Source organism: Bacillus cereus group sp. Bc010 (genome assembly GCF_027716745.1).
GTDB lineage: Bacteria > Bacillota > Bacilli > Bacillales > Bacillaceae_G > Bacillus_A > Bacillus_A pacificus.
Map to the genome: position 1 here is coordinate 79,817 of NZ_JAQFUY010000013.1, position 19,131 is coordinate 98,947.

A 19,131-nucleotide genomic window follows, 5' to 3' on the forward strand; every position below is an offset into this window, starting at 1 on the left:
CGTTTTGCTCCTTAATCTAAAGTATCAACCCATCGATATCCGACTCCGTACACAGTTTTTAAATGATTATCAATAGGGAAATTTACTTTTCGTAATTTATCACGCAAATTACGAATATGTGAATCGACTGTTCTATCTTCTGTATTTGTATTTAATCCCCAAATTCGTTCAATGAGCTGATCTCGGCTTAATACGTAGTTCACATGACGTAAAAATAATCCGAGTAAAGAGAATTCGATTGGAGTAAGAAAAAGTTCTTCATTATGGACAGAAACGGAGTGCTTCGCTTCATCCCATATAATCCCGTGATATTGGATTTGTTTATGTTCATTTGTGCGCCTTAAAACAGCTTCAATTCTTGCGAAAAGTTCCTCCTCATGGAAAGGTTTCGTTACGTAATCATCCGCTCCGATTTTTAATCCTCGGACGAGATCTACAGTTTGATCACGAGCTGTTACCATAATGATAGGAACGTTACTAAATGAGCGGATTTTTTTGCACGTTTCCCATCCGTCCATCTTTGGCATCATAATATCGAGTAAAATAAATTTAAAGTTTTGATTTTCTATATGTGAAATCGCTTCTTCTCCGGATTGTGCACATATGCAGTTATATCCAATTGGAGTAAGATAAAGCGTTAATAATTCAAGCATTCGCGGTTCATCGTCTACGAGCAGTATATCAATCATAGAGAGCCCTCCATATATAATTTTTACTTAAATTGTAATGCAAAATCATGAAGAAATGGTGCAGATTGTAATGCGTCTGCATAATTTCTTCAGAATTGCTTGTTATTGTAAAGTTGAAATTCCATTTTAGGTAATGATATTGGCTCGAAAACGATTTATACGGAGGCGGTATAGTGAAAAAGATGACCCGAATCTTTGGGATAACAATAGTTACAGCAGTTGGTCTTGCTGCATGTGGACAAACGAACACGGATCATAAAAATCATGAATCGAAAGAAGAGAAGAAAACAGGGCAGAAGGAAATGAAAATGAATCAGGAGGTAACTGCACCGAAAGAAATGAATCAAGGTGCATCAAATGATTTATTAACGACAAGTTTAAAAAATGTAACGAGATTAAACACAAATGATCCTCTTCAAATGGCGGTATTAACTTCGCAGACGATATGGCCAGCAACACATAAAGAGAATCAGCCAGGCGCTGTTATTTTAGTACCAGTAAACGAGTGGCAATTAGGTATTGCAAGTGCAGACCTTATTCATCATCCGAATAACGGACCGATTTTATTTATAGAAAAAGAAAAGGTACCCGAGATGACGTTAAAAGAAATAAAACGGCTAAATCCGCTCGGAACGAAAGATGGAACACAAATTATGGTGATGGGGGATATAGGGGCAGCCGCACTGGAGCAATTAAAAGATTATAAAGTAAAGCAAATAAAGGAAACGGATCCAGCTATCTTTGCTAAAGATGTTGATAAAGAGTATGCGGATATAACAGGTAGTTATCCGCATAGTGTTATTATCGGTTCGTCTGAAGAAGAAGGGCGTTTATATACAACACCAGCTGTAAACTGGATTTCTCATATGCCAGAACCATTACTTTATACAGAAAAGAATAAAGTGCCAGAAGCGACGATAGAGGCATTAAAGATGCGAAAAGATAAAGCAAATATATATGTACTAGGACCAGAAAAAATCATTTCAAAAGAAGTAGAAAAAGAGTTAAGCAAATACGGGAAAGTAACGCGTATTAGTGGAGAGACTCCAGTAGAAAATTCTATTGCATTTGCAAAGTTTAAAGATGAAAAAACAAAATTTGGATGGGGGTTCACAAAACCAGGTCACGGTGTATCATTTGTTTCAAGCAAAACACCAGACTTAGCAGTTGCAGGAGCACCATTTTCACATATGGGTAAACATGCCCCCGTTATCTTATTAGAGGAAGGAAAAGCTTCACAACCAGTGTATGATTTCCTTGCTACTATTCAACCGAAGTTTAAAGATGATCCAACACTTGGTCCGTACAATCATGGATTCTTATTAGGGAATACTGAAAATATTTCATTTGAAACGCAAGGTATATTGGATGAGAGGCTAGAGATTGTGCAAGAAAGTGGTCAAGGGCACGGTGGACATTAATGAAATGAGAGAAGACGCTATGAAGGTAGCGTCTTTTTTAGGAAACTTTTACATAGCGAAAAATCCTCTACTCGTTATATAATAGCCTTCGTGCAGTCGGCTAGATTTTCTTATGGAGAAAATCAAATGAGAAAAGAGTAGAGGAGTGGTATTTTGTTTCAGACGATAAAAAATGACTGGTTTTCCAATGTAAAAGGGGACGTGTTATCAGGAATAGTTGTTGCTTTAGCATTAATTCCTGAAGCAATTGCTTTCTCTGTTATTGCAGGCGTAGATCCGACCGTTGGGTTATACGCAGCTTTTTGTATCGCAGTTACCATTTCATTTGTTGGCGGAAGAACTGGGATGATTTCAGCTGCAACAGGTGCAATGGCATTATTAATGGTAACGCTCGTTAAGGATCACGGTTTGCAATACTTATTTGCTACAACAATATTAACGGGGATTGTCCAAATTATTTTTGGTGTGTTCAAACTGAGCTCATTTATGAAGTTTGTACCTAAATCTGTTATGAGTGGTTTTTTAAATTCACTTGGAATTTTAGTTTTTACAGCACAATTGCCGCATTTTAAAAACGCAACTTGGCAAATGTATGCACTTGTCGCATTAGGACTTGTCATTATATATGTATTTCCACGTATTACGACGGCTGTTCCGTCTACACTTATTTCCATTATTGTTGTAACAAGTATTGCAATTATGAGTGGATTACAGTTGAAAACAGTAGGGGATATGGGAAGTCTGCCGAAAGAATTACCGTTCTTTAGCATGCCTGACGTGCCTTTTACACTTGAGACATTAGGGATTATTTTACCGTACGCAGTTATGCTTGCAATTATTGGTTTACTAGAGTCATTATTAACAGCTTCAGTTTTAGATGATATGACGCATACGGAAAGTAATAAGTATAAGGAAGCACGTGGACAAGGGATTGCAAACATTGTTGCTGGTTTCTTCGGAGGAATGGCAGGATGTGCAATGATTGGACAATCTGTTATTAATATTAAATCAGGTGGACGCGGGCGATTATCGACGTTTGTAGCGGGCGGATTTTTAATCATATTACTATTTGTTTTAGGTGATTATGTCGTTCATATTCCGATGGCAGCTTTAGTTGCAGTTATGATTATGGTTTCAATTGGAACATTTGATTGGAACTCTGTAACAACGATTCATAAAGTACCAAAAGGAAATGCATTTGTTATGATCGTAACAGTTGTGGTTGTCTTAATTACACATAATTTAGCATTAGGTGTAATTATCGGAACAGTAATTAGTGCGGTTTTATTTGCATTCAATATGGCAAAGATTCACGTGAAACATTTATATATTGAAAATAAGAAAATATACGAAATTCATGGCCAACTTTTCTTTGCATCTACGGCAGATTTTATAAATAATTTTTCATTTGAGGAAGATGTAAAAGAAATTGAGTTAAATTTTTCTCACGCACACATATGGGATGATTCAGCAGTGGCATCAATTGATAAAGTTATCATGAAGTATGAACAAAGTGGCGTGAAAGTAAGTATAACGGGATTAAATGAACGTAGTGCAAAACTTGTTACTAATTTAGCTACTTATAATAAAAGAATTGCTAGTTAGAAGCCTCCTTTTTAGGGGGCTTTATTATATAATACGAGTAGGATAACGAAAAGGGGATTCAGCATATGTATAAACAAATTATATTAGCATGTGACGGTTCTGAACATGCACTTCGAGCAGCGGAACATGCAACATATATTGCGAAATGTAGCGAAGAAGCAAATGTTGAAGTTGTGTACGTAGTAGATAATAGAACAGCAAAATCAGATATTATACAAGGTCAAACAGATTTAGAAACAGTATCAGCTAGTCGAAAAGATAAATTAAAAGAGATTGAAGGTTTATTAAAGAAAGAGAACATTTCTTATAAAATTACGATATTACATGGCGATCCAGGAGATACGATTGTTCAATATGTAAATACAGGAGATATAGATCTTGTTATAGCTGGGAGTAGAGGGCTAAATACACTGCAAGAGATGGTGCTTGGTAGTGTGAGTCATAAAATAGCAAAGCGTGTGAAATGTCCGGTGATGATTATTAAATAAAATTGAGTGAGATATTCTGTAGTGTAAGCAGGGCCTTGATATAATTCAAGGTCTTTTTTTACGTATAAAGGGGGGAAAGAGAGGGCATAATAGATACATAAGTTTTAAGAAATGTTAACTTACAAATTTGTAAGTTTGTTGTCAGAAAAATCGATGTTATGAAAATTATTCCATTGGTAAAATAAAAATAACGAAGGGGAGATAGGGAGGATGAAAAAGATGAAAGCACTTCAAAATTTATCATATAGCCAAGGTGTCAGTCTTATTTGTTTAGGGGGATTTGCTGCATCTGTTACGTTAGCCGTTGTAATAAAGATGATTCATCAAATCTTTTAACCTTAGAGTAGGGAAGGAATTGGTTGTTATAAATAGTAAGAGAAGGATTATAAATAAAAAATAGCTCCTGGCATGTATCTCAGTGCCGGGAGCTATTTTATTATTTCTCTGTTTCTGCTTTATCACTTGTTACGCTAACTTTACCCCACTTATATTGATCTTCTGGTGTATATTTATAATCTTTTACTCGGTTATTGATACCTTTTAGATCGAACTTATAATGAAGTGGAATCATTGGTACTTCATCATGAATTAGTTTTTGCCATTTATCATATACTTCTGTACGATATTTATCGTCAGCAGCTTTTGGAGAAAGCCCTTCTTTTAATAACTCAGTATTTTTAGGGTTTGACCATCTTTGGTAGTTAAAGCTTGCATCAGGTCCCCAAAGGCCAGATGGATCTGGGTCAGAACCAGTACCGAAAGCACCAGCATATAGATCAACCGCAGGGTCGTCTTTTTTCAGCTTATCATAGAATGAGTTAAATTCGTGTAAGCGACCGTCAAGAAGTTCTACTTTAATGCCAATTTCTTTCCAAGATTGAATAAAGAATTTTGCAAGAGGCTCACTTACATCACTACCACTCATTGATAAGAAGTTAAGTTTAACTTCTTTACCGTTAGGGTCTTCACGGAAACCATCACCATTTTTATCTTTATATCCAGCTTCGTCTAACAATTTTTTCGCTTTCTCAACATCTTTATCGTAAGAACCTACTTTATTATTGTGGAACTTAGGTGAAGCTGGTGAGATAGGTGAGTTAGCTGGATAACGTAAACCGTGATATAGTTTTTCACCGATTTCTTTTCGATCAATTGCATAAGCCATCGCTTGACGTAAACGAACATCTTTGAATGTATCTTTATCCATTACCATTTCACGTTTTTCTTTATCCATGTGTCCAAATTTAAAGCCGATGTAGCTGTAGTATAAATCTGTTCTTCCAACTAGTTGTGCATTCTTTAATTTACTTACGTTCGGATATTGATCTGCACTTACTTCTGCAATGTCAATGTCACCATTTTTCAATGAAGCATTAACGATAGATGGATTTACAACTTTTAAGACTACATTTTTAAGTTTTGGTTTTCCGCCCCAGTAATCATCGAAACGTTCAAATTCAACAGATTCTCCAGGAACGATTTTCTTAACTTTAAATGGTCCGAAACCAATTGGATTTTTACGGATTTTATCAGATTCTGCTAATTTATCAATTGGCACATCCGCTAAGTATTTTTTATGAAGAGGATATGTCCAAAGTCCAGTTTTCACAGAAGGATTTGGCTCTTTAAATGTAAATGAAATTGTTTTTTGATCAATTACTTTTACACCGGAAATTTTGTCAGTTTTTCCATCGTGATAATCAGTCATTCCTTCAATCATTTGCATTTGAGTGTCATAGCGAGATCCAGCATACAGCTTGCTACCAATTACAAGGTAAGAATATTCTAAATCTTCAGCTGTTACAGGGTTTCCGTCATGCCACTTTACGTTATCTTTAATTTTTAATGTAATTGTTTTTTTGTCTGCTGATATTTCATATGTAGCAGCACCTTCGTTATTGTATTCCCAGTTTTTGTCATTGTCTAATAATGCTTCATCAAAGAAAGTAATAACTTGATTGTCAGGATCACCTTCATATACAGCGAAGTTTAAAAGTCCTTCAAATGGTGTGTTAGAAACAAGCCCATATGTTAATGAACCATCTTTAATTTCTTTTTTATCATTTTTAACAGTTTCATTAAATTTGCTTGTGTCTACCTTTTTTGTGCTGCTTGTTTTTTCACTACCTCCACTGCCCCCACACGCTGAAAGTAGTAATGTTGAAACTGCAAGTGTACTTAGTACTTTAAAAAACTTTGGTTTGTTTGTCATTGTCTCCACCCCTTAACCTTTTCTTTGTCTCGCATCAGCTGAGCGACGTAGCGCTTGACCGATAAAATTTATACACAGCATCAACACTAAAATCATGAGTGATGCAGGTAACCAGATCCACCATTTTTCTTGTAGAACATCAGGATTTGTTGCATAACTAACAAGTGTTCCAAGGCTCGGTGTACTCTCAGGTAGACCAAAACCTAAGAAAGTTAGTCCAGATTCTATGCCGATGTTTCCAGCAAGGTTTAATGTAACGCTTACGATAATAATAGAGCTTAAGTTAGGTAGCACTTGAAACATCATAATCTTCCAGTTTGGTGTACCTAATGTTTTTGATGCAGATACATAGTCCAGTTCTTTTTCGGTTAATACTTTGGAACGAATTAACCTGGCCTTTCCTGTCCATAAGAAGATACTCATGATCAAAATAAATACAGTAACATTAAAGACCGGAACAATTGTGATAAGTACGATAACAAGCATTAGGAAAGGTAAAATAAGTTTGAAATCAATAATACGCATAATGATGTTATCAACAGCTCCACCAAAGTAACCAGCGATTAGTCCGATAGAAAGACCAATCAAACAGGAGAGGATAGTGATTACAAGTCCAATCGTAAATGAATTTCTTGTTCCAATAATAAGTTGTCCAAAAATATCTCTACCACCGTAATCTGTTCCTAACCAATGTTCACTAGATGGTGGGGAGTAGATAGAAAATAAATCAACTTTTACAATATCCTCCTGCTTCATAATGAAGGAAGTTGTGTAAACGGCTATCAGTATGATTGCCAACAAGAAAAGTGAAAACATTGCTAATTTATCTTTACGAAATTCACGCCACATGACAGAAAAGCCAGAAGGACTTTTTTCGTAATGAACGACTTCAGTTTGTTTTTCGGGATTTGCTAACATGATTTTTTCCTCCTTCCCATTAATCGATTCGAATACGTGGATCAACGATGCTTAGAATAATATCGGAAAGAAGAGTCCCGAGTAGCGTTGCGAATCCAGTAAATAAAACGAGTGCAGTTACGACACTAAAATCACGTTGGGAAATAGACTGCATAAATAATTGACCGATACCAGGGTAACTAAAGATGCTTTCTAGAAAAATTGATCCTGCGACTACGCTTGTAATTTCATATCCTAAGAAAGCTGCGATTGGTAAGAATGAATTACGTAAAATATGTCTAGAGTAGACCTTCGATTCTGGGACACCTTTTGCTTTTACTGTGCGTACAAAATCTTTATGCTTTGTATCAATAATTTCACTTCGTAAATATTGGATTGTACCAACTGTTGCAATTAATGCACCAGATAAAGCTGGTAATATCATGTGATTCAATTTACTTAAATAGTAAGCGAATGTACCTGTTGCAACTTGAGGATCTACGCTACCACCGGTTGGGAATATTGCAAGCTTAAATCCGAATAGGAAGAGCATGATTAATGCAAATATAAATAGTGGTGTAGCAAGTCCTAAATAGTTATACAGTGTAATGAGTCGATCTGCCCAAGTATCAGTCCAACGTCCACTTATTACACCAAGTGGAATTGCAATCACGTAAGTAAGAACAAGGACAAGAATTGCTAACCAAATTGTATTTCCAAGGCGTTCACCGATTAAATCAGTTACTTTCATTTTATGTGCATAGGAAATACCAAAGTCACCTTGCACAGCATTTTTAACCCAGCGAACATATTGTGTTGTAACGGGATCATTTAAACCTAATTTTTCGCGTTGCTCTTCAATGACCTTTGGATCAGCTTTCGGATTATTTACTGCTCTGCCGGTTAATGCATCGCCTGGCATTGCCTTAGCTAATAGAAAGACAAGTATACTTAACACGAATAATTGCGGGATCATCACTAAAAATCTCCGTAATATAAACTTCCACATGTTTTATCACTCCCTTATGGTAATGCCACCCGGTGCGTTGGCGAGATTGGTTTTAAATCATAAGCCCGACCGTTTTCATTGAAATAATTTTCGTATGATTTCTCGTACTCAGAGCTTACTTGTTGACGGAGCTTACGCTGTCTCTCTCTGTTCTCAGGACGAATATCAGGAATTGCTGATATTAGGCGCTTCGTATAAATATGTTGCGGATTACTATAAATTTCTGCACTAGTTGCTTCTTCGACGATGCGTCCGCGATACATAACACCGATACGATCACACATATGACGAATTACACCTAAATCATGACTAATGAATAAGTATGTTAGTCCGAGCTCAGCTTGTAAATCTTGCAAGAAGTTTAATACTTGTGCCTGTACAGAGACGTCAAGCGCAGATACTGGCTCATCCGCAATAATAAGCTTCGGCTTTAAAGTAAGAGCGCGTGCAATACCAATCCGCTGCCTTTGACCACCGGAAAATTCATGTGGATATTTATAAATAGACTCTGGATTTAGACCAACTTTATCAAGATATTCTTGAACTGCTCTCCGTTCTTCATCAGGTGAGAGCTTTTCAAAATTTCGAAGAGGTTCCGCAATAATGTCGAGAACACGTTTCTTCGGATTTAGCGATGAATACGGATCTTGGAAAATCATTTGAATATCTTTTCGTTGTTCACGTAACTCAGAGCGACTTAACTTTGTTAAATCTCTATTATTAAAATGAATGCTACCCTCTGTTGCTTTTGTTAAATGCATAATTGCTTTACCCGTTGTTGATTTACCACTTCCTGATTCACCAACGATCCCGTATGTTTCACCCGGTTGTAATTCAAAACTTACACCATCTACAGCGCGTACGTAATCTAATGTGCGCCCGAAAAAACCACCTTTAATTGGGAAATGTACTTTTAAATCTTCTACTTTAAGCAGTGCCATGAGTTACGTCATCTCCTTTCTTATCTTGGAAGTTGAAATGCTTGTAGCAAGTACAACGCACCCAGTGGTCTGGTTTTACTTCATGTAAAATTGGATTTTCCTCGTGCTGATCAGGTCTAATCCATGGAATTCGAGCTTGGAAGCGGCAACCTGTGCGAGGCATCTTCGCTAACGAAGGAACCACCCCTTGAATTACATGCAATTTTTCTTTTTCAGCATACGCAGATGGAATGGAGTTTAATAGAGAACGAGTATATGGGTGAAGAGGGTTGTTAAAAATCTCTTCAACTTTTCCTGTTTCTACAACTTGTCCAGCGTACATAACGACGATACGATCGGCTGTTTCTGCGACAACACTTAAATCATGAGTAATTAAAATGATGCCCATTTTCGTTTGTTCTTGAATAGATTTTAGTAAGTCTAAAATTTGTGCTTGAATGGTTACGTCAAGAGCCGTTGTCGGTTCATCCGCAATAACGAGTGCTGGGTTACAAGCAATTGCAATTGCGATAACAATTCTTTGTCTCATTCCGCCAGATAATTCGTGTGGGTATTGTTTATATGTAAGTTCTGGTTTTGGAATACCAACTTGATGAAGTAGTTCTAAGGTGCGTTCTTTCTTCTCAACTTTTGAAAGGCTTGTGTGGTAGTCTAAGTTTTCTTCAATTTGTTTTCCAACTGTCATAAGAGGATCGAGTGCTGTAAGAGGTTCTTGGAAAATCATGCCGATGTTTGATCCGCGTACTTTATTCATCTCTGCGGCTGACATCGTTAGTAAATCCTTATCTCTATAGTTAAGCTGCCCTTGTAATTTTGTATTTGCTTCATTATGCAGTCGCATAATGGAAAGGGCAAGTGCACTTTTTCCGCAACCTGATTCACCGACTATCGCGACAATTTCATTTTCATGGACTGTTAACGAAACATCATCAACTGCGGCATGATATTGATCTTGTATGCGAAAGGAAGTCTGTAAGTTTTCAATGCGAAGAAGTGGATTCTTCATGGCTATCCCTCCATATTTCTGAAAAGACTAAACATTTTGTATGTTGTTGTTATTTTAATATAAATTGACAATGTTTGACAAGAGAAAGTTGAGAAAATATTCAAAAATCTTTTTATATAGAGATTGGATGCATGTATATAAGTAGTTGGAGTGTTTTGAAAACGCTAACATGTATAAGAAAGGGAAATAAATCTTTTGTAAGAAAAAAGTATTATATGTAGAAAAAAGAGAGATGTTCTGTAAAGAACAGTCTCTCTTTTTTTGGTAAGAATAATATTAGTGCTTAAGCTTGCTTTTGTTTTATTGACCCTGTATTTAAAGTAAGAGCAAGGAAAAACATTGCAAGTACACAAGATGCAAGTAACAAGATGAATCCGCCATCCCACCCAAATGCATCGACGATAAAGCCCATAGCAGCACTAGCGAAAGCTGCTCCGCCTAAGTAACCGAAGAAGCCAGTTAAGCCCGCTGCAGTTCCAGCAGCTTTCTTTGGTGCTAAGTCAAGAGCGTGTAGACCAATTAACATAACCGGTCCGTAAATTAAAAATCCAATTGCAACAAGTGCGATACTATCAACCATTGGATTACCAGGAGGGTTTAGCCAGTAAACAAGAACGGCGATAAATACACCAACCATAAATAAAATTCCAGCAGGTGCGCGGCGTCCTTTGAATAGTTTATCACTCATCCAGCCGCAAAGAAGTGTACCTGGAATACCAGCCCATTCATATAGAGCGTAAGCTGTACGTGAACTACTATGAGTAAAGCTTTTTTCTTCTACTAAATAAGTAGGAGCCCAGTCTACAACACCGTAACGTACGAAATATACGAAAACGTTCGCAATCGCGATGTACCATAAAAATTTATTATTTAGTACGTATGTAAATAAAATTTCTTTTACCGAAAGTTCGCGTTCGCGATCTTGTACTTTTTCATCTGGTGGATATTCTCCAGTATGTTCTTCAATAGAAGGTAATCCACAAGATTGAGGTGTATCTCTCATCGTAATTAATACATAAATACCAACTAAAATTGAAAGAATACCTGGGAAGTAAAAAATACTTTTCCAATCATTTGCAAAGAAATATAACCCTAATGTTACAAGGGAAGGCATAAGTGCGCCACCGACATTATGAGCGACGTTCCAAATAGACATTTTTGTACCACGTTCACTAATAGAGAACCAGTGAACCATTGTACGACCACAAGGAGGCCATCCCATCCCTTGTACCCATCCATTTAAAAACTGAAGTACAAACATAAGTATAATGCTCGTTGTAATGAAAGAAAATGAGCCGAAAACAATATTAATGATACCTGATAAAAATAGCCCAGCTGCTAAAAAGTAGCGAGGATTACAACGATCGGATACGATACCCATAAGAAATTTACTTAATCCGTAAGCGATAGAAACTGCTGAAAGGATAACCCCAAGCTCCCCTTTACTAAAGCCTTGTTCAATTAAGTATGGCATTGCTAGTGAAAAGTTTTTTCGAACAAAGTAATAACCTGCATAGCCGATGAAGATACCTAAAAATACTTGTAAACGTAATTTACGGTATTCACTATCAACGCGATCAGCTGGTAAGCGTTCCACGTGGGGCGCAGGTTTAAAGAATTGTGTGAAAAACATAAAATGAAAATCCTCCCCAATTTAATTCGAAGTGTTGTAAGTCAGAGAGAATATAAAAAGGCCATGAAATATAAAAAAGTTTCCTTTTTTATGATTCATAGCCGTGTACTCCGATTCTCCGTGACTGTCAATATTAACTTCGACGAAAATTATACAACTTTGTGACAAAAATGTAAACGTTTTTATAAATAAAAAGTGTTGACGGATTTTGTTCGCGGTATTAATATTTAAATACATTAAATATTTTGGTGCTTAAATAAGAGGTGGATAACATGCCAAATGATATGACGCATATCGATAAAATTCAAGCTCTTGCTTTTTCGATTGGAAAGAAAATGCAGACAGAGTTATTAGAACAAATGCAAGCAACAGGACTTACACCACCGCAGTTTTATATTTTAAAGATTTTAGATCATTATGGAGCTTCAAGGGCGACAAAATTAGCAAAAAAAATGTATGTAAAGCCTAGTGCAATTACAGTGATGATAGATCGCTTAATTGACCAAGAGCTTGTCGAGCGTTATCACGATAAAGATGACCGTCGTGTTGTCGTCATTGAGTTAACAAAAAAGGGTAAAGCTAGGGTAGAAGAGGCGATGACTGCTCGTAATGAGCACATTGCAAAATATTTCTCACATTTAGAGTTGCAAGAAAGAGAAGATTTGTTACGCCTTTTTGAGAAGTTAGAAACTATTATTTGCGGGACACAAGAGGAAAAAGAGAAAAACTAAGAGGAATTGAGGAGATTACATGGAGCAACAAGAAAATATAAATAGAAAGTTGTTGTTAGTCGGTTTAGTAATTGCGATGCTATTTGCTGCCTTAGATGGAACAATCGTTGGTACAGCAATGCCACGTATCGTTGGTGAACTAGGCGGATTAAGCTTAATGACGTGGTTAACAACAGCTTATATGTTAACATCAACAACAGTTGTACCAATTGCAGGTAAATTAGCGGATTTACTTGGACGTCGTAACGTATATATAACAGGGCTAGTTATCTTTATGGTTGGCTCAGCATTATGTGGTATGGCAAATGGTATGACAGAATTAATTATTTTCCGTGGTATTCAAGGTCTTGGTGGCGGTATTATGATGCCAATGGCTATGATTATTATCGGAGATATGTTCACGGGAAAAGAACGTGCGAAATGGCAAGGTATTTTTGGTGCGTTATACGGTCTTGCTTCTGTAATTGGACCACAAGTGGGTGGTTGGATTGTAGATGCAGTGAACTGGAGATGGGTATTCTACATTAACTTGCCAGTTGGTATTTTAGCAACAATCTTTATTGCAATGGGATTAAAATCACATAAACAAACAGGACCAATTAAAATTGATATCGCTGGAATCTTTACGATGATTCTCGGTGTTGTCAGTTTATTACTTGCATTAACGTTTGGTGGAAAAGATTACGCATGGGATTCTTGGCAAATTATCGGGTTATTTGCATTAGCTTTAATTGGTATCGTTAGCTTTGTTATCGTTGAAACGAAAGCGGAAGAACCAATTTTACCGATGCATTTCTTTAAAAATCGTACATTTACATTACTAAATGCGATTGGATTTTTTATGAGTATTGGAATGTTCGGTGCGATTATGTTCGTACCATTCTTCATGCAAGGAATTGTAGGAGTAAGTGCTGCTGAATCAGGAACAATTATGACGCCAATGATGATTACAATGATTGTGATGAGTATTATTGGCGGGCAACTTGTATTAAAAGTTGGTGTAAAACCACAAATTATTACAGGAATGCTTATAATGGCTGGAGGATTCTGGTTATTAACAACGATGGATATGCACACAACTAAATTGACTGCTACTTCTTATATGATGGTTATCGGTTTAGGAATGGGTCTTGTAATGCCGACATTAACATTAGCGTTACAAGAAAGCTTCCCGAAAAAAGATCTTGGTGTCGTAACATCATCAAGTCAGTTCTTCCGTCAAATCGGCGGAACATTTGGTATTACAATTTTAGGATCAATCATGAATAACACTTCAGGTACAACATTAACAAAGAATTTAGTACCTGTATTAGATACATTCCCGAAAGAAGCGGGACAAATGGTAACGAAATTTAAAGATATGATTCATACAGATCCACAAGGTTTATATTCAATGTTATTTAGTCCAGAGGCATTAAAACAAATGCCAGAAGCGTTCGCTAACAGCATTGTACCGATTTTGAAAAACTCTTTAGTAGACTCACTTCATACTGTATTCTTAACAGGATTAGTATTTATCGTAGTAGGCGCTATCTTTACAATTTTCTTACAGAAGATTAAACTGTCAGATCGTAAAAAAGATGCTAAAGAGCCAGCTACAGAAGAAAAAGAACAAACTGTATCATATTCGTAATGAAAAAGCATCGCCTTATGGCGGTGCTTTTTTGAGTATAACCTTAAAAGCCTTTTCGTGAGAAATGATTGACGTATTTCTAGAAATACGTTATATTATTTTCTGTAAACGGTTACATGAAATGGAGAGGGAAAAGAATGAGTACGATTAAAGACGTTGCGAAATTAGCGGGAGTATCTGTTGCGACCGTTTCCAGAGTGTTAAATAAAAATGGATATGTTCATGAAGATACATTAAAGAAAGTAGAACGAGCGATTGAGATGCTAGATTATAAACCTAGTACAGTAGCACGCTCACTATATAATAAGAAATCTCGTTTAATTGGCTTAGTTGTTCCAAATATCGTGAATCCATTCTTTCCAGAAGTTGCACGTGCCGTAGAAGATGTAGCTCATAAGCAGGGATATACGGTTGTACTTTGTAACTCTGATGAAAATTTAGAGAAAGAAAAGCAATATATTGATGTACTTAGGCAAAATAATGTGGACGGATTTATTGTAGCAACAAATCCACAAAATAGTGTTAATTACATGAATTTGTCAGTACCAGTCGTTGCAATTGACCGTATGTTTAATGAGCGTATACCTGCTGTGTATGCAGATAACTATGCGGGAAGTCAGGCAGCGACAAAGCTATTAATAGATAAAGGCTGTAAACATATTGCGCATATTCGTGGACCGCGTGACGTAAGCACAGCGAATGAACGTTTTGAAGGCTTTGTAGACGTTATTAGACAAAATAATCTTTCTTATATGATTGCAGAGAGTACATTTGATCCAGCTAATAGTGAGCGTGTAGCAGTGGAACTATTAGAAGAATATCCGCATATTGATGGTATTGTTGCTGGAAATGATTTAATTGCAATAGGTATCGTCAAGGCTGCGCTTCAAAAGGGGATTTCTATTCCGGATGATTTACAAATTATCGGATTCGATGGAGTTTCTTTAACAGAGATGATGTATCCATCTATTACAACTGTTGCACAGCCAATTTACGAAATGGGGAAAATTGCAACAGAACTACTGTTAGATCAGATGGAAGGAAACGTATTAGAAGAGAAACATTATCGTTTACCGATTGAAATTATAGAACGAAATACAACGAAGTAAGGAGATGAAATAGATGCCAAATATTGCAGTAGTAGGTAGTATTTCAATGGACTTAGTGGCCGTTTCAAAAAAACGTCCGAAAGCAGGGGAAACAGTAATTGGTGAAGCATTTCATACAATTCCAGGAGGGAAAGGAGCTAACCAGGCGGTTGCTGCAGCGAGATTAGGCGCAAATGTAGCGATGATTGGTGCGGTAGGAAACGATAATTATGGAACGGTAGTTAGAAAAAATTTAGAGAACGAGCGCGTTTTTATCGACTATGTGGTACCGGTTACAGATACGGCGACAGGAATTGCTCATATCGTTTTAGCAGAAGAAGATAACAGTATTGTTGTCGTGCAAGGAGCGAATGCTCTTGTCAATGAGTCGGTTGTAAATCGTTCAAAAGATCTTCTTACAAAAGCAGATATGGTTGTGCTTCAACTAGAGATTCCACTTGAAACAGTAAAATATGTATTGGCTATTTGTGAGGAACACAAAATCCCGGTTATGTTAAACCCAGCGCCAGCACAAGTGTTATCAGAAGATATTTTAGAAAAGGCAACTTATATTACGCCAAATGAACATGAGTGCCGCATTGTATTAGATGATTTCACATCACCAATTGAAGAGTTACTGGCTAAATATCCAAACAAACTATTGATGACAGAAGGTTCTAACGGTGTACGTTTCCATAATGGTACGGAGATTGTACATGTTCCTAGCATTGCTGTTGATGTAGTAGATACGACTGGAGCTGGTGATACATTTAATGGTGCATTAGCAGTTGCGCTTTCTGAAGGAGAAACACTTCAAAAAGCAATTCGTTTTGCGAATATTGCTGGTGGTCTTTCTGTAACGAAACTTGGGGCGCAAGGCGGTATGCCAACGAGAGATAAAGTACGTGAAGTGCAGGTGATTGTCGGATGAAAAAGCACGGCGTATTAAACAGTGAGATTGCATCAATCCTTGCTTCACTTGGGCATACGGATACGATTGTAATTGCTGATTGCGGTTTACCAATTCCTGACGGAGTAAAAAGAATTGATTTAGCTGTTGAAATTGGAAAACCTAGCTTTTTAGATGTATTGCAAGTGGTAGCGGATGATATGGCAATTGAAAAAGTGACGTTAGCAGAAGAGGTTATTAACAATAATGCGGAAATAAATAAAGAGATTGAGCTGCAATTAGTAGAGCCAGCGCTTGAATATGTATCTCATGAACAATTTAAAGAGCATACGAAAAAAGCGAAAGCTATTATTCGTACAGGCGAGGCTACGCCTTATGCCAATGTAATTTTACATGCAGGCGTGATTTTTTAATAAAGGGAAGTGATGGGAATGCGTATTGAAATGAAAAATATTTCAAAGGCGTTCAATGGCAATCCTGTTTTGAAGAATGCACAATTTATGATTGAAACAGGAGAAGTCCATGCATTGATGGGGGAAAATGGAGCGGGTAAATCAACGCTCATGAAGATTTTAACAGGTGTATACAAAAAAGATGGTGGAACAATCACGATTGATGGACAAGAACGAACTTTTAAAAATGCGAAAGAAGCTGAAGAGTACGGTATTGCATTTATACATCAAGAATTGAACATATTATCGAATTTAACAGTAGCTGAAAATATGTTTCTCGGTAAAGAGTTAATGTATGGAAAGACAGGGATTTTGCGTACACGTCAAATGAATGCGATTGCGCAGCAGCAACTAGCGGAACTAGGGTTACATGTAAAAGGCGCTATGTTGGCAGGAGAGTTATCGGTTGGACAACAGCAAATTATCGAAATTGCGAAAGCATTAATGACAAACGCGAGCGTTATTATTATGGATGAGCCTACAGCGGCATTAACAGATCGTGAAATTGAAACGTTGTTTACTGTCATTAATAAATTACGTAAAGAAGGCGTTTCGTTCGTTTATATCTCACACCGAATGGAAGAAATTTTTTCAATATGTGATACCATTACGATTTTACGTGATGGGGAATACGTCGAAAAGAGATCCATTCCGGAAACATCGTTTGATGAAGTAGTGAGTATGATGGTGGGGCGCAGCATTGGTGAACGTTACCCAGAACGGAATAGTCAAGTTGGCGATGTTATTTTTGAAATCCGTAATGGAACGAAAAAAGGGAAGTTTGAAAATGTTTCGTTTCAAGTGAGAAAAGGTGAAATCCTTGGTGTAGCTGGCTTGATGGGAGCTGGCCGTACGGATATTATGAAAGCGATATTTGGATACGAACCTTTAGATTCTGGCCAAATTTTTATAAATGGGCAAGAAGTAAAGATTGATAGTCCGATAGATGCGATTAGACAAAGAATCGCATTCATTACAGAGGATAGAAAATCTGAAGGGTTAGTGCTAGATTTCTCAATTCGAGAAAATTTAGCTTTACCAAATTTAGAAAGTCTTTCAAAGGGAAGTGTTCTAAGCAACGAACTAGAACAACAGTTTACAGCGGACATGATGAAACTTCTTAATGTGAAAGCATCTAGTGGAGAACAAGCGGTGAAATCTCTTTCTGGTGGAAATCAGCAAAAAGTTGTTATTGCAAAATGGTTAGGTATCCACCCGCAGTTACTCATTTTAGATGAGCCAACAAGGGGTGTTGATGTTGGAGCAAAAAAAGAAATTTACTCTATTATGAATAAGCTTACCGAGCAAGGAGATGCCGTTATTATGGTATCATCTGAGCTTCCAGAAGTTTTAGGGATGAGTGATCGCGTTCTTGTTATTCATGAAGGAAAAGTCGGCGGCATTTTAGAGAAAGATGAGGCATCACAAGAGTCTATTATGGCACTAGCTACAGGGGGAGAGTAAGGATGGCTAAGAAGGGGAATGTATTACAACAACTTGGGTCTTTAATTGGACTAGCGCTAATTATTGTAGTAATTACGGCTTTAAATCCAGCGTTTATTGAAATTCCAAATTTATTTAATATACTGCGTCAAGTATCGATTAATGCGCTTATTGCATTCGGAATGACCTTTGTAATTTTAACAGGGGGTATTGACTTATCGGTAGGTTCTATTTTAGCATTATCAAGTGCACTTGTTGCTGGAATGATGGCAAGTGGCATGGACCCGTTCCTTGCGATGGCAGTTGGATTATTAGCTGGTCTTGTAATGGGAATTGTAAACGGTATCATCATAGTGAAGGGAAAAGTAGCTCCATTTATTGCGACTTTAGCAACAATGACTATTTTTCGCGGGTTGACGCTTGTTTATATGGACGGACGTCCGATCACTGGACTTGGTAATCATTTAATGTTCCAAATGTTTGGTCGCGGTTATTTTCTCGGTATTCCGGTACCAGCTGTTACAATGATGATCGCTTTTGCAGTACTGTACTTCATTTTGAAGAAAACGACATTTGGTCGCCGTACATTTGCAATTGGTGGAAATGAAGAAGCAGCAGCACTATCAGGTATTAATGTTACGAGAATTAAAGTAATGATTTATGGTCTTTCCGGAATTTTGGCAGCGCTTGCAGGTATTGTCTTAACATCACGATTAGATTCTGCACAGCCGACTGCAGGTACTTCTTACGAATTAGATGCAATTGCAGCAGTTGTATTAGGTGGAACAAGTCTTTCTGGGGGAAGAGGATGGATCGTTGGTACATTCATCGGTGTACTTATTATCGGAGTACTAAATAACGGTTTAAATTTATTAGGTGTATCTTCTTTCTTCCAACAAGTTGTAAAAGGACTTGTAATCTTACTAGCTGTATTAATTGATCGCCGAAAAGAAGCATAATGGAGGGACAGTTC

At 37.0% G+C, this 19,131-nt stretch carries 18 protein-coding genes; 11 read left to right on the plus strand and 7 right to left on the minus strand.

Annotated features, from left to right (window positions below; translation table 11 throughout):
* Nucleotides 1-11: 11 nt before the first annotated feature.
* Nucleotides 12-689 (minus strand): response regulator transcription factor, encoded by a 678-nt coding sequence (locus tag PDQ68_RS15925; protein WP_000565452.1) that lies wholly within the window; start codon nucleotides 687-689, stop codon nucleotides 12-14.
* A 173-nt stretch (nucleotides 690-862) separates the two neighbouring features.
* Here PDQ68_RS15925 and PDQ68_RS15930 point away from each other — a divergent pair, with 173 nt between their 5' ends.
* The 4 genes from PDQ68_RS15930 to PDQ68_RS15945 all read left to right on the plus strand — a co-directional run bounded on the left by PDQ68_RS15930 (nucleotide 863) and on the right by PDQ68_RS15945 (nucleotide 4,539).
* Nucleotides 863-2,110 (plus strand): cell wall-binding repeat-containing protein, encoded by a 1,248-nt coding sequence (locus PDQ68_RS15930; protein ID WP_061183801.1) that lies wholly within the window; start codon nucleotides 863-865, stop codon nucleotides 2,108-2,110.
* 153 nt (nucleotides 2,111-2,263) lie between these two features.
* The gene (locus PDQ68_RS15935) at nucleotides 2,264-3,715 is read left to right on the plus strand and encodes a SulP family inorganic anion transporter (RefSeq protein WP_270786887.1); all 1,452 of its coding nucleotides are present in this window, start codon (nucleotides 2,264-2,266) and stop codon (nucleotides 3,713-3,715) included.
* 65 nt (nucleotides 3,716-3,780) lie between these two features.
* Nucleotides 3,781-4,203: a universal stress protein gene (locus PDQ68_RS15940; RefSeq protein ID WP_270786888.1), complete on the plus strand. Its 423-nt coding sequence runs from the start codon at nucleotides 3,781-3,783 to the stop codon at nucleotides 4,201-4,203.
* 210 nt (nucleotides 4,204-4,413) lie between these two features.
* The gene (locus PDQ68_RS15945; RefSeq protein ID WP_000738301.1) at nucleotides 4,414-4,539 is read left to right on the plus strand and encodes a DUF4027 family protein; all 126 of its coding nucleotides are present in this window, start codon (nucleotides 4,414-4,416) and stop codon (nucleotides 4,537-4,539) included.
* A 100-nt stretch (nucleotides 4,540-4,639) separates the two neighbouring features.
* Here the strand turns inward: PDQ68_RS15945 and opp4A are convergent, their stop codons facing one another.
* The 6 genes from opp4A to glpT form a co-directional block, all read right to left on the minus strand.
* Nucleotides 4,640-6,415 (minus strand): oligopeptide ABC transporter substrate-binding protein, encoded by a 1,776-nt coding sequence (opp4A, locus tag PDQ68_RS15950; protein WP_061183803.1) that lies wholly within the window; start codon nucleotides 6,413-6,415, stop codon nucleotides 4,640-4,642.
* 12 nt (nucleotides 6,416-6,427) lie between these two features.
* Nucleotides 6,428-7,333 (minus strand): ABC transporter permease, encoded by a 906-nt coding sequence (locus PDQ68_RS15955; protein ID WP_061183804.1) that lies wholly within the window; start codon nucleotides 7,331-7,333, stop codon nucleotides 6,428-6,430.
* Between the two features lie 19 nt (nucleotides 7,334-7,352).
* Nucleotides 7,353-8,321 (minus strand): oligopeptide ABC transporter permease, encoded by a 969-nt coding sequence (opp4B, locus tag PDQ68_RS15960; RefSeq protein ID WP_060629545.1) that lies wholly within the window; start codon nucleotides 8,319-8,321, stop codon nucleotides 7,353-7,355.
* A gap of 14 nt (nucleotides 8,322-8,335) precedes the next feature.
* Nucleotides 8,336-9,262, minus strand: a complete 927-nt coding sequence (locus PDQ68_RS15965; protein WP_001196373.1) for an ABC transporter ATP-binding protein — start codon at nucleotides 9,260-9,262, stop codon at nucleotides 8,336-8,338.
* Nucleotides 9,249-10,268, minus strand: a complete 1,020-nt coding sequence (locus PDQ68_RS15970) for an ABC transporter ATP-binding protein (RefSeq protein WP_061183805.1) — start codon at nucleotides 10,266-10,268, stop codon at nucleotides 9,249-9,251. The genes PDQ68_RS15965 and PDQ68_RS15970 overlap by 14 nt, the downstream gene beginning before the upstream one ends.
* 283 nt (nucleotides 10,269-10,551) lie before the next feature.
* The gene (gene glpT, locus PDQ68_RS15975; protein ID WP_016716465.1) at nucleotides 10,552-11,901 is read right to left on the minus strand and encodes a glycerol-3-phosphate transporter; all 1,350 of its coding nucleotides are present in this window, start codon (nucleotides 11,899-11,901) and stop codon (nucleotides 10,552-10,554) included.
* Nucleotides 11,902-12,173: 272 nt separating this feature from the next.
* On the opposite strand from glpT, the gene PDQ68_RS15980 reads away from it, so the two are divergent.
* The 7 genes from PDQ68_RS15980 (at nucleotide 12,174) to PDQ68_RS16010 (ending at nucleotide 19,117) form a co-directional block, all read left to right on the plus strand.
* The gene (locus PDQ68_RS15980; protein WP_016716466.1) at nucleotides 12,174-12,632 is read left to right on the plus strand and encodes a MarR family winged helix-turn-helix transcriptional regulator; all 459 of its coding nucleotides are present in this window, start codon (nucleotides 12,174-12,176) and stop codon (nucleotides 12,630-12,632) included.
* Between the two features lie 19 nt (nucleotides 12,633-12,651).
* The gene (locus PDQ68_RS15985; RefSeq protein ID WP_061183806.1) at nucleotides 12,652-14,265 is read left to right on the plus strand and encodes an MDR family MFS transporter; all 1,614 of its coding nucleotides are present in this window, start codon (nucleotides 12,652-12,654) and stop codon (nucleotides 14,263-14,265) included.
* A gap of 137 nt (nucleotides 14,266-14,402) precedes the next feature.
* A complete protein-coding gene (gene rbsR, locus PDQ68_RS15990; RefSeq protein ID WP_061183807.1) occupies nucleotides 14,403-15,374 on the plus strand; it encodes a ribose operon transcriptional repressor RbsR in 972 nt (323 codons plus the stop codon).
* A gap of 13 nt (nucleotides 15,375-15,387) precedes the next feature.
* Nucleotides 15,388-16,284, plus strand: coding sequence for a ribokinase (gene rbsK, locus PDQ68_RS15995; protein WP_016716469.1), 897 nt, complete (start codon nucleotides 15,388-15,390; stop codon nucleotides 16,282-16,284).
* Nucleotides 16,281-16,676, plus strand: coding sequence for a D-ribose pyranase (gene rbsD / locus PDQ68_RS16000; RefSeq protein ID WP_061183808.1), 396 nt, complete (start codon nucleotides 16,281-16,283; stop codon nucleotides 16,674-16,676). The genes rbsK and rbsD overlap by 4 nt, the downstream gene beginning before the upstream one ends.
* An 18-nt stretch (nucleotides 16,677-16,694) precedes the next feature.
* On the plus strand, nucleotides 16,695-18,179 hold the full coding sequence (rbsA, locus tag PDQ68_RS16005; RefSeq protein ID WP_061183809.1) for a ribose ABC transporter ATP-binding protein RbsA: 1,485 nt from the start codon (nucleotides 16,695-16,697) through the stop codon (nucleotides 18,177-18,179).
* Nucleotides 18,180-18,181: 2 nt separating this feature from the next.
* Nucleotides 18,182-19,117: an ABC transporter permease subunit gene (locus PDQ68_RS16010; RefSeq protein WP_061183810.1), complete on the plus strand. Its 936-nt coding sequence runs from the start codon at nucleotides 18,182-18,184 to the stop codon at nucleotides 19,115-19,117.
* The last annotated feature ends 14 nt before the right edge of the window (nucleotides 19,118-19,131 follow it).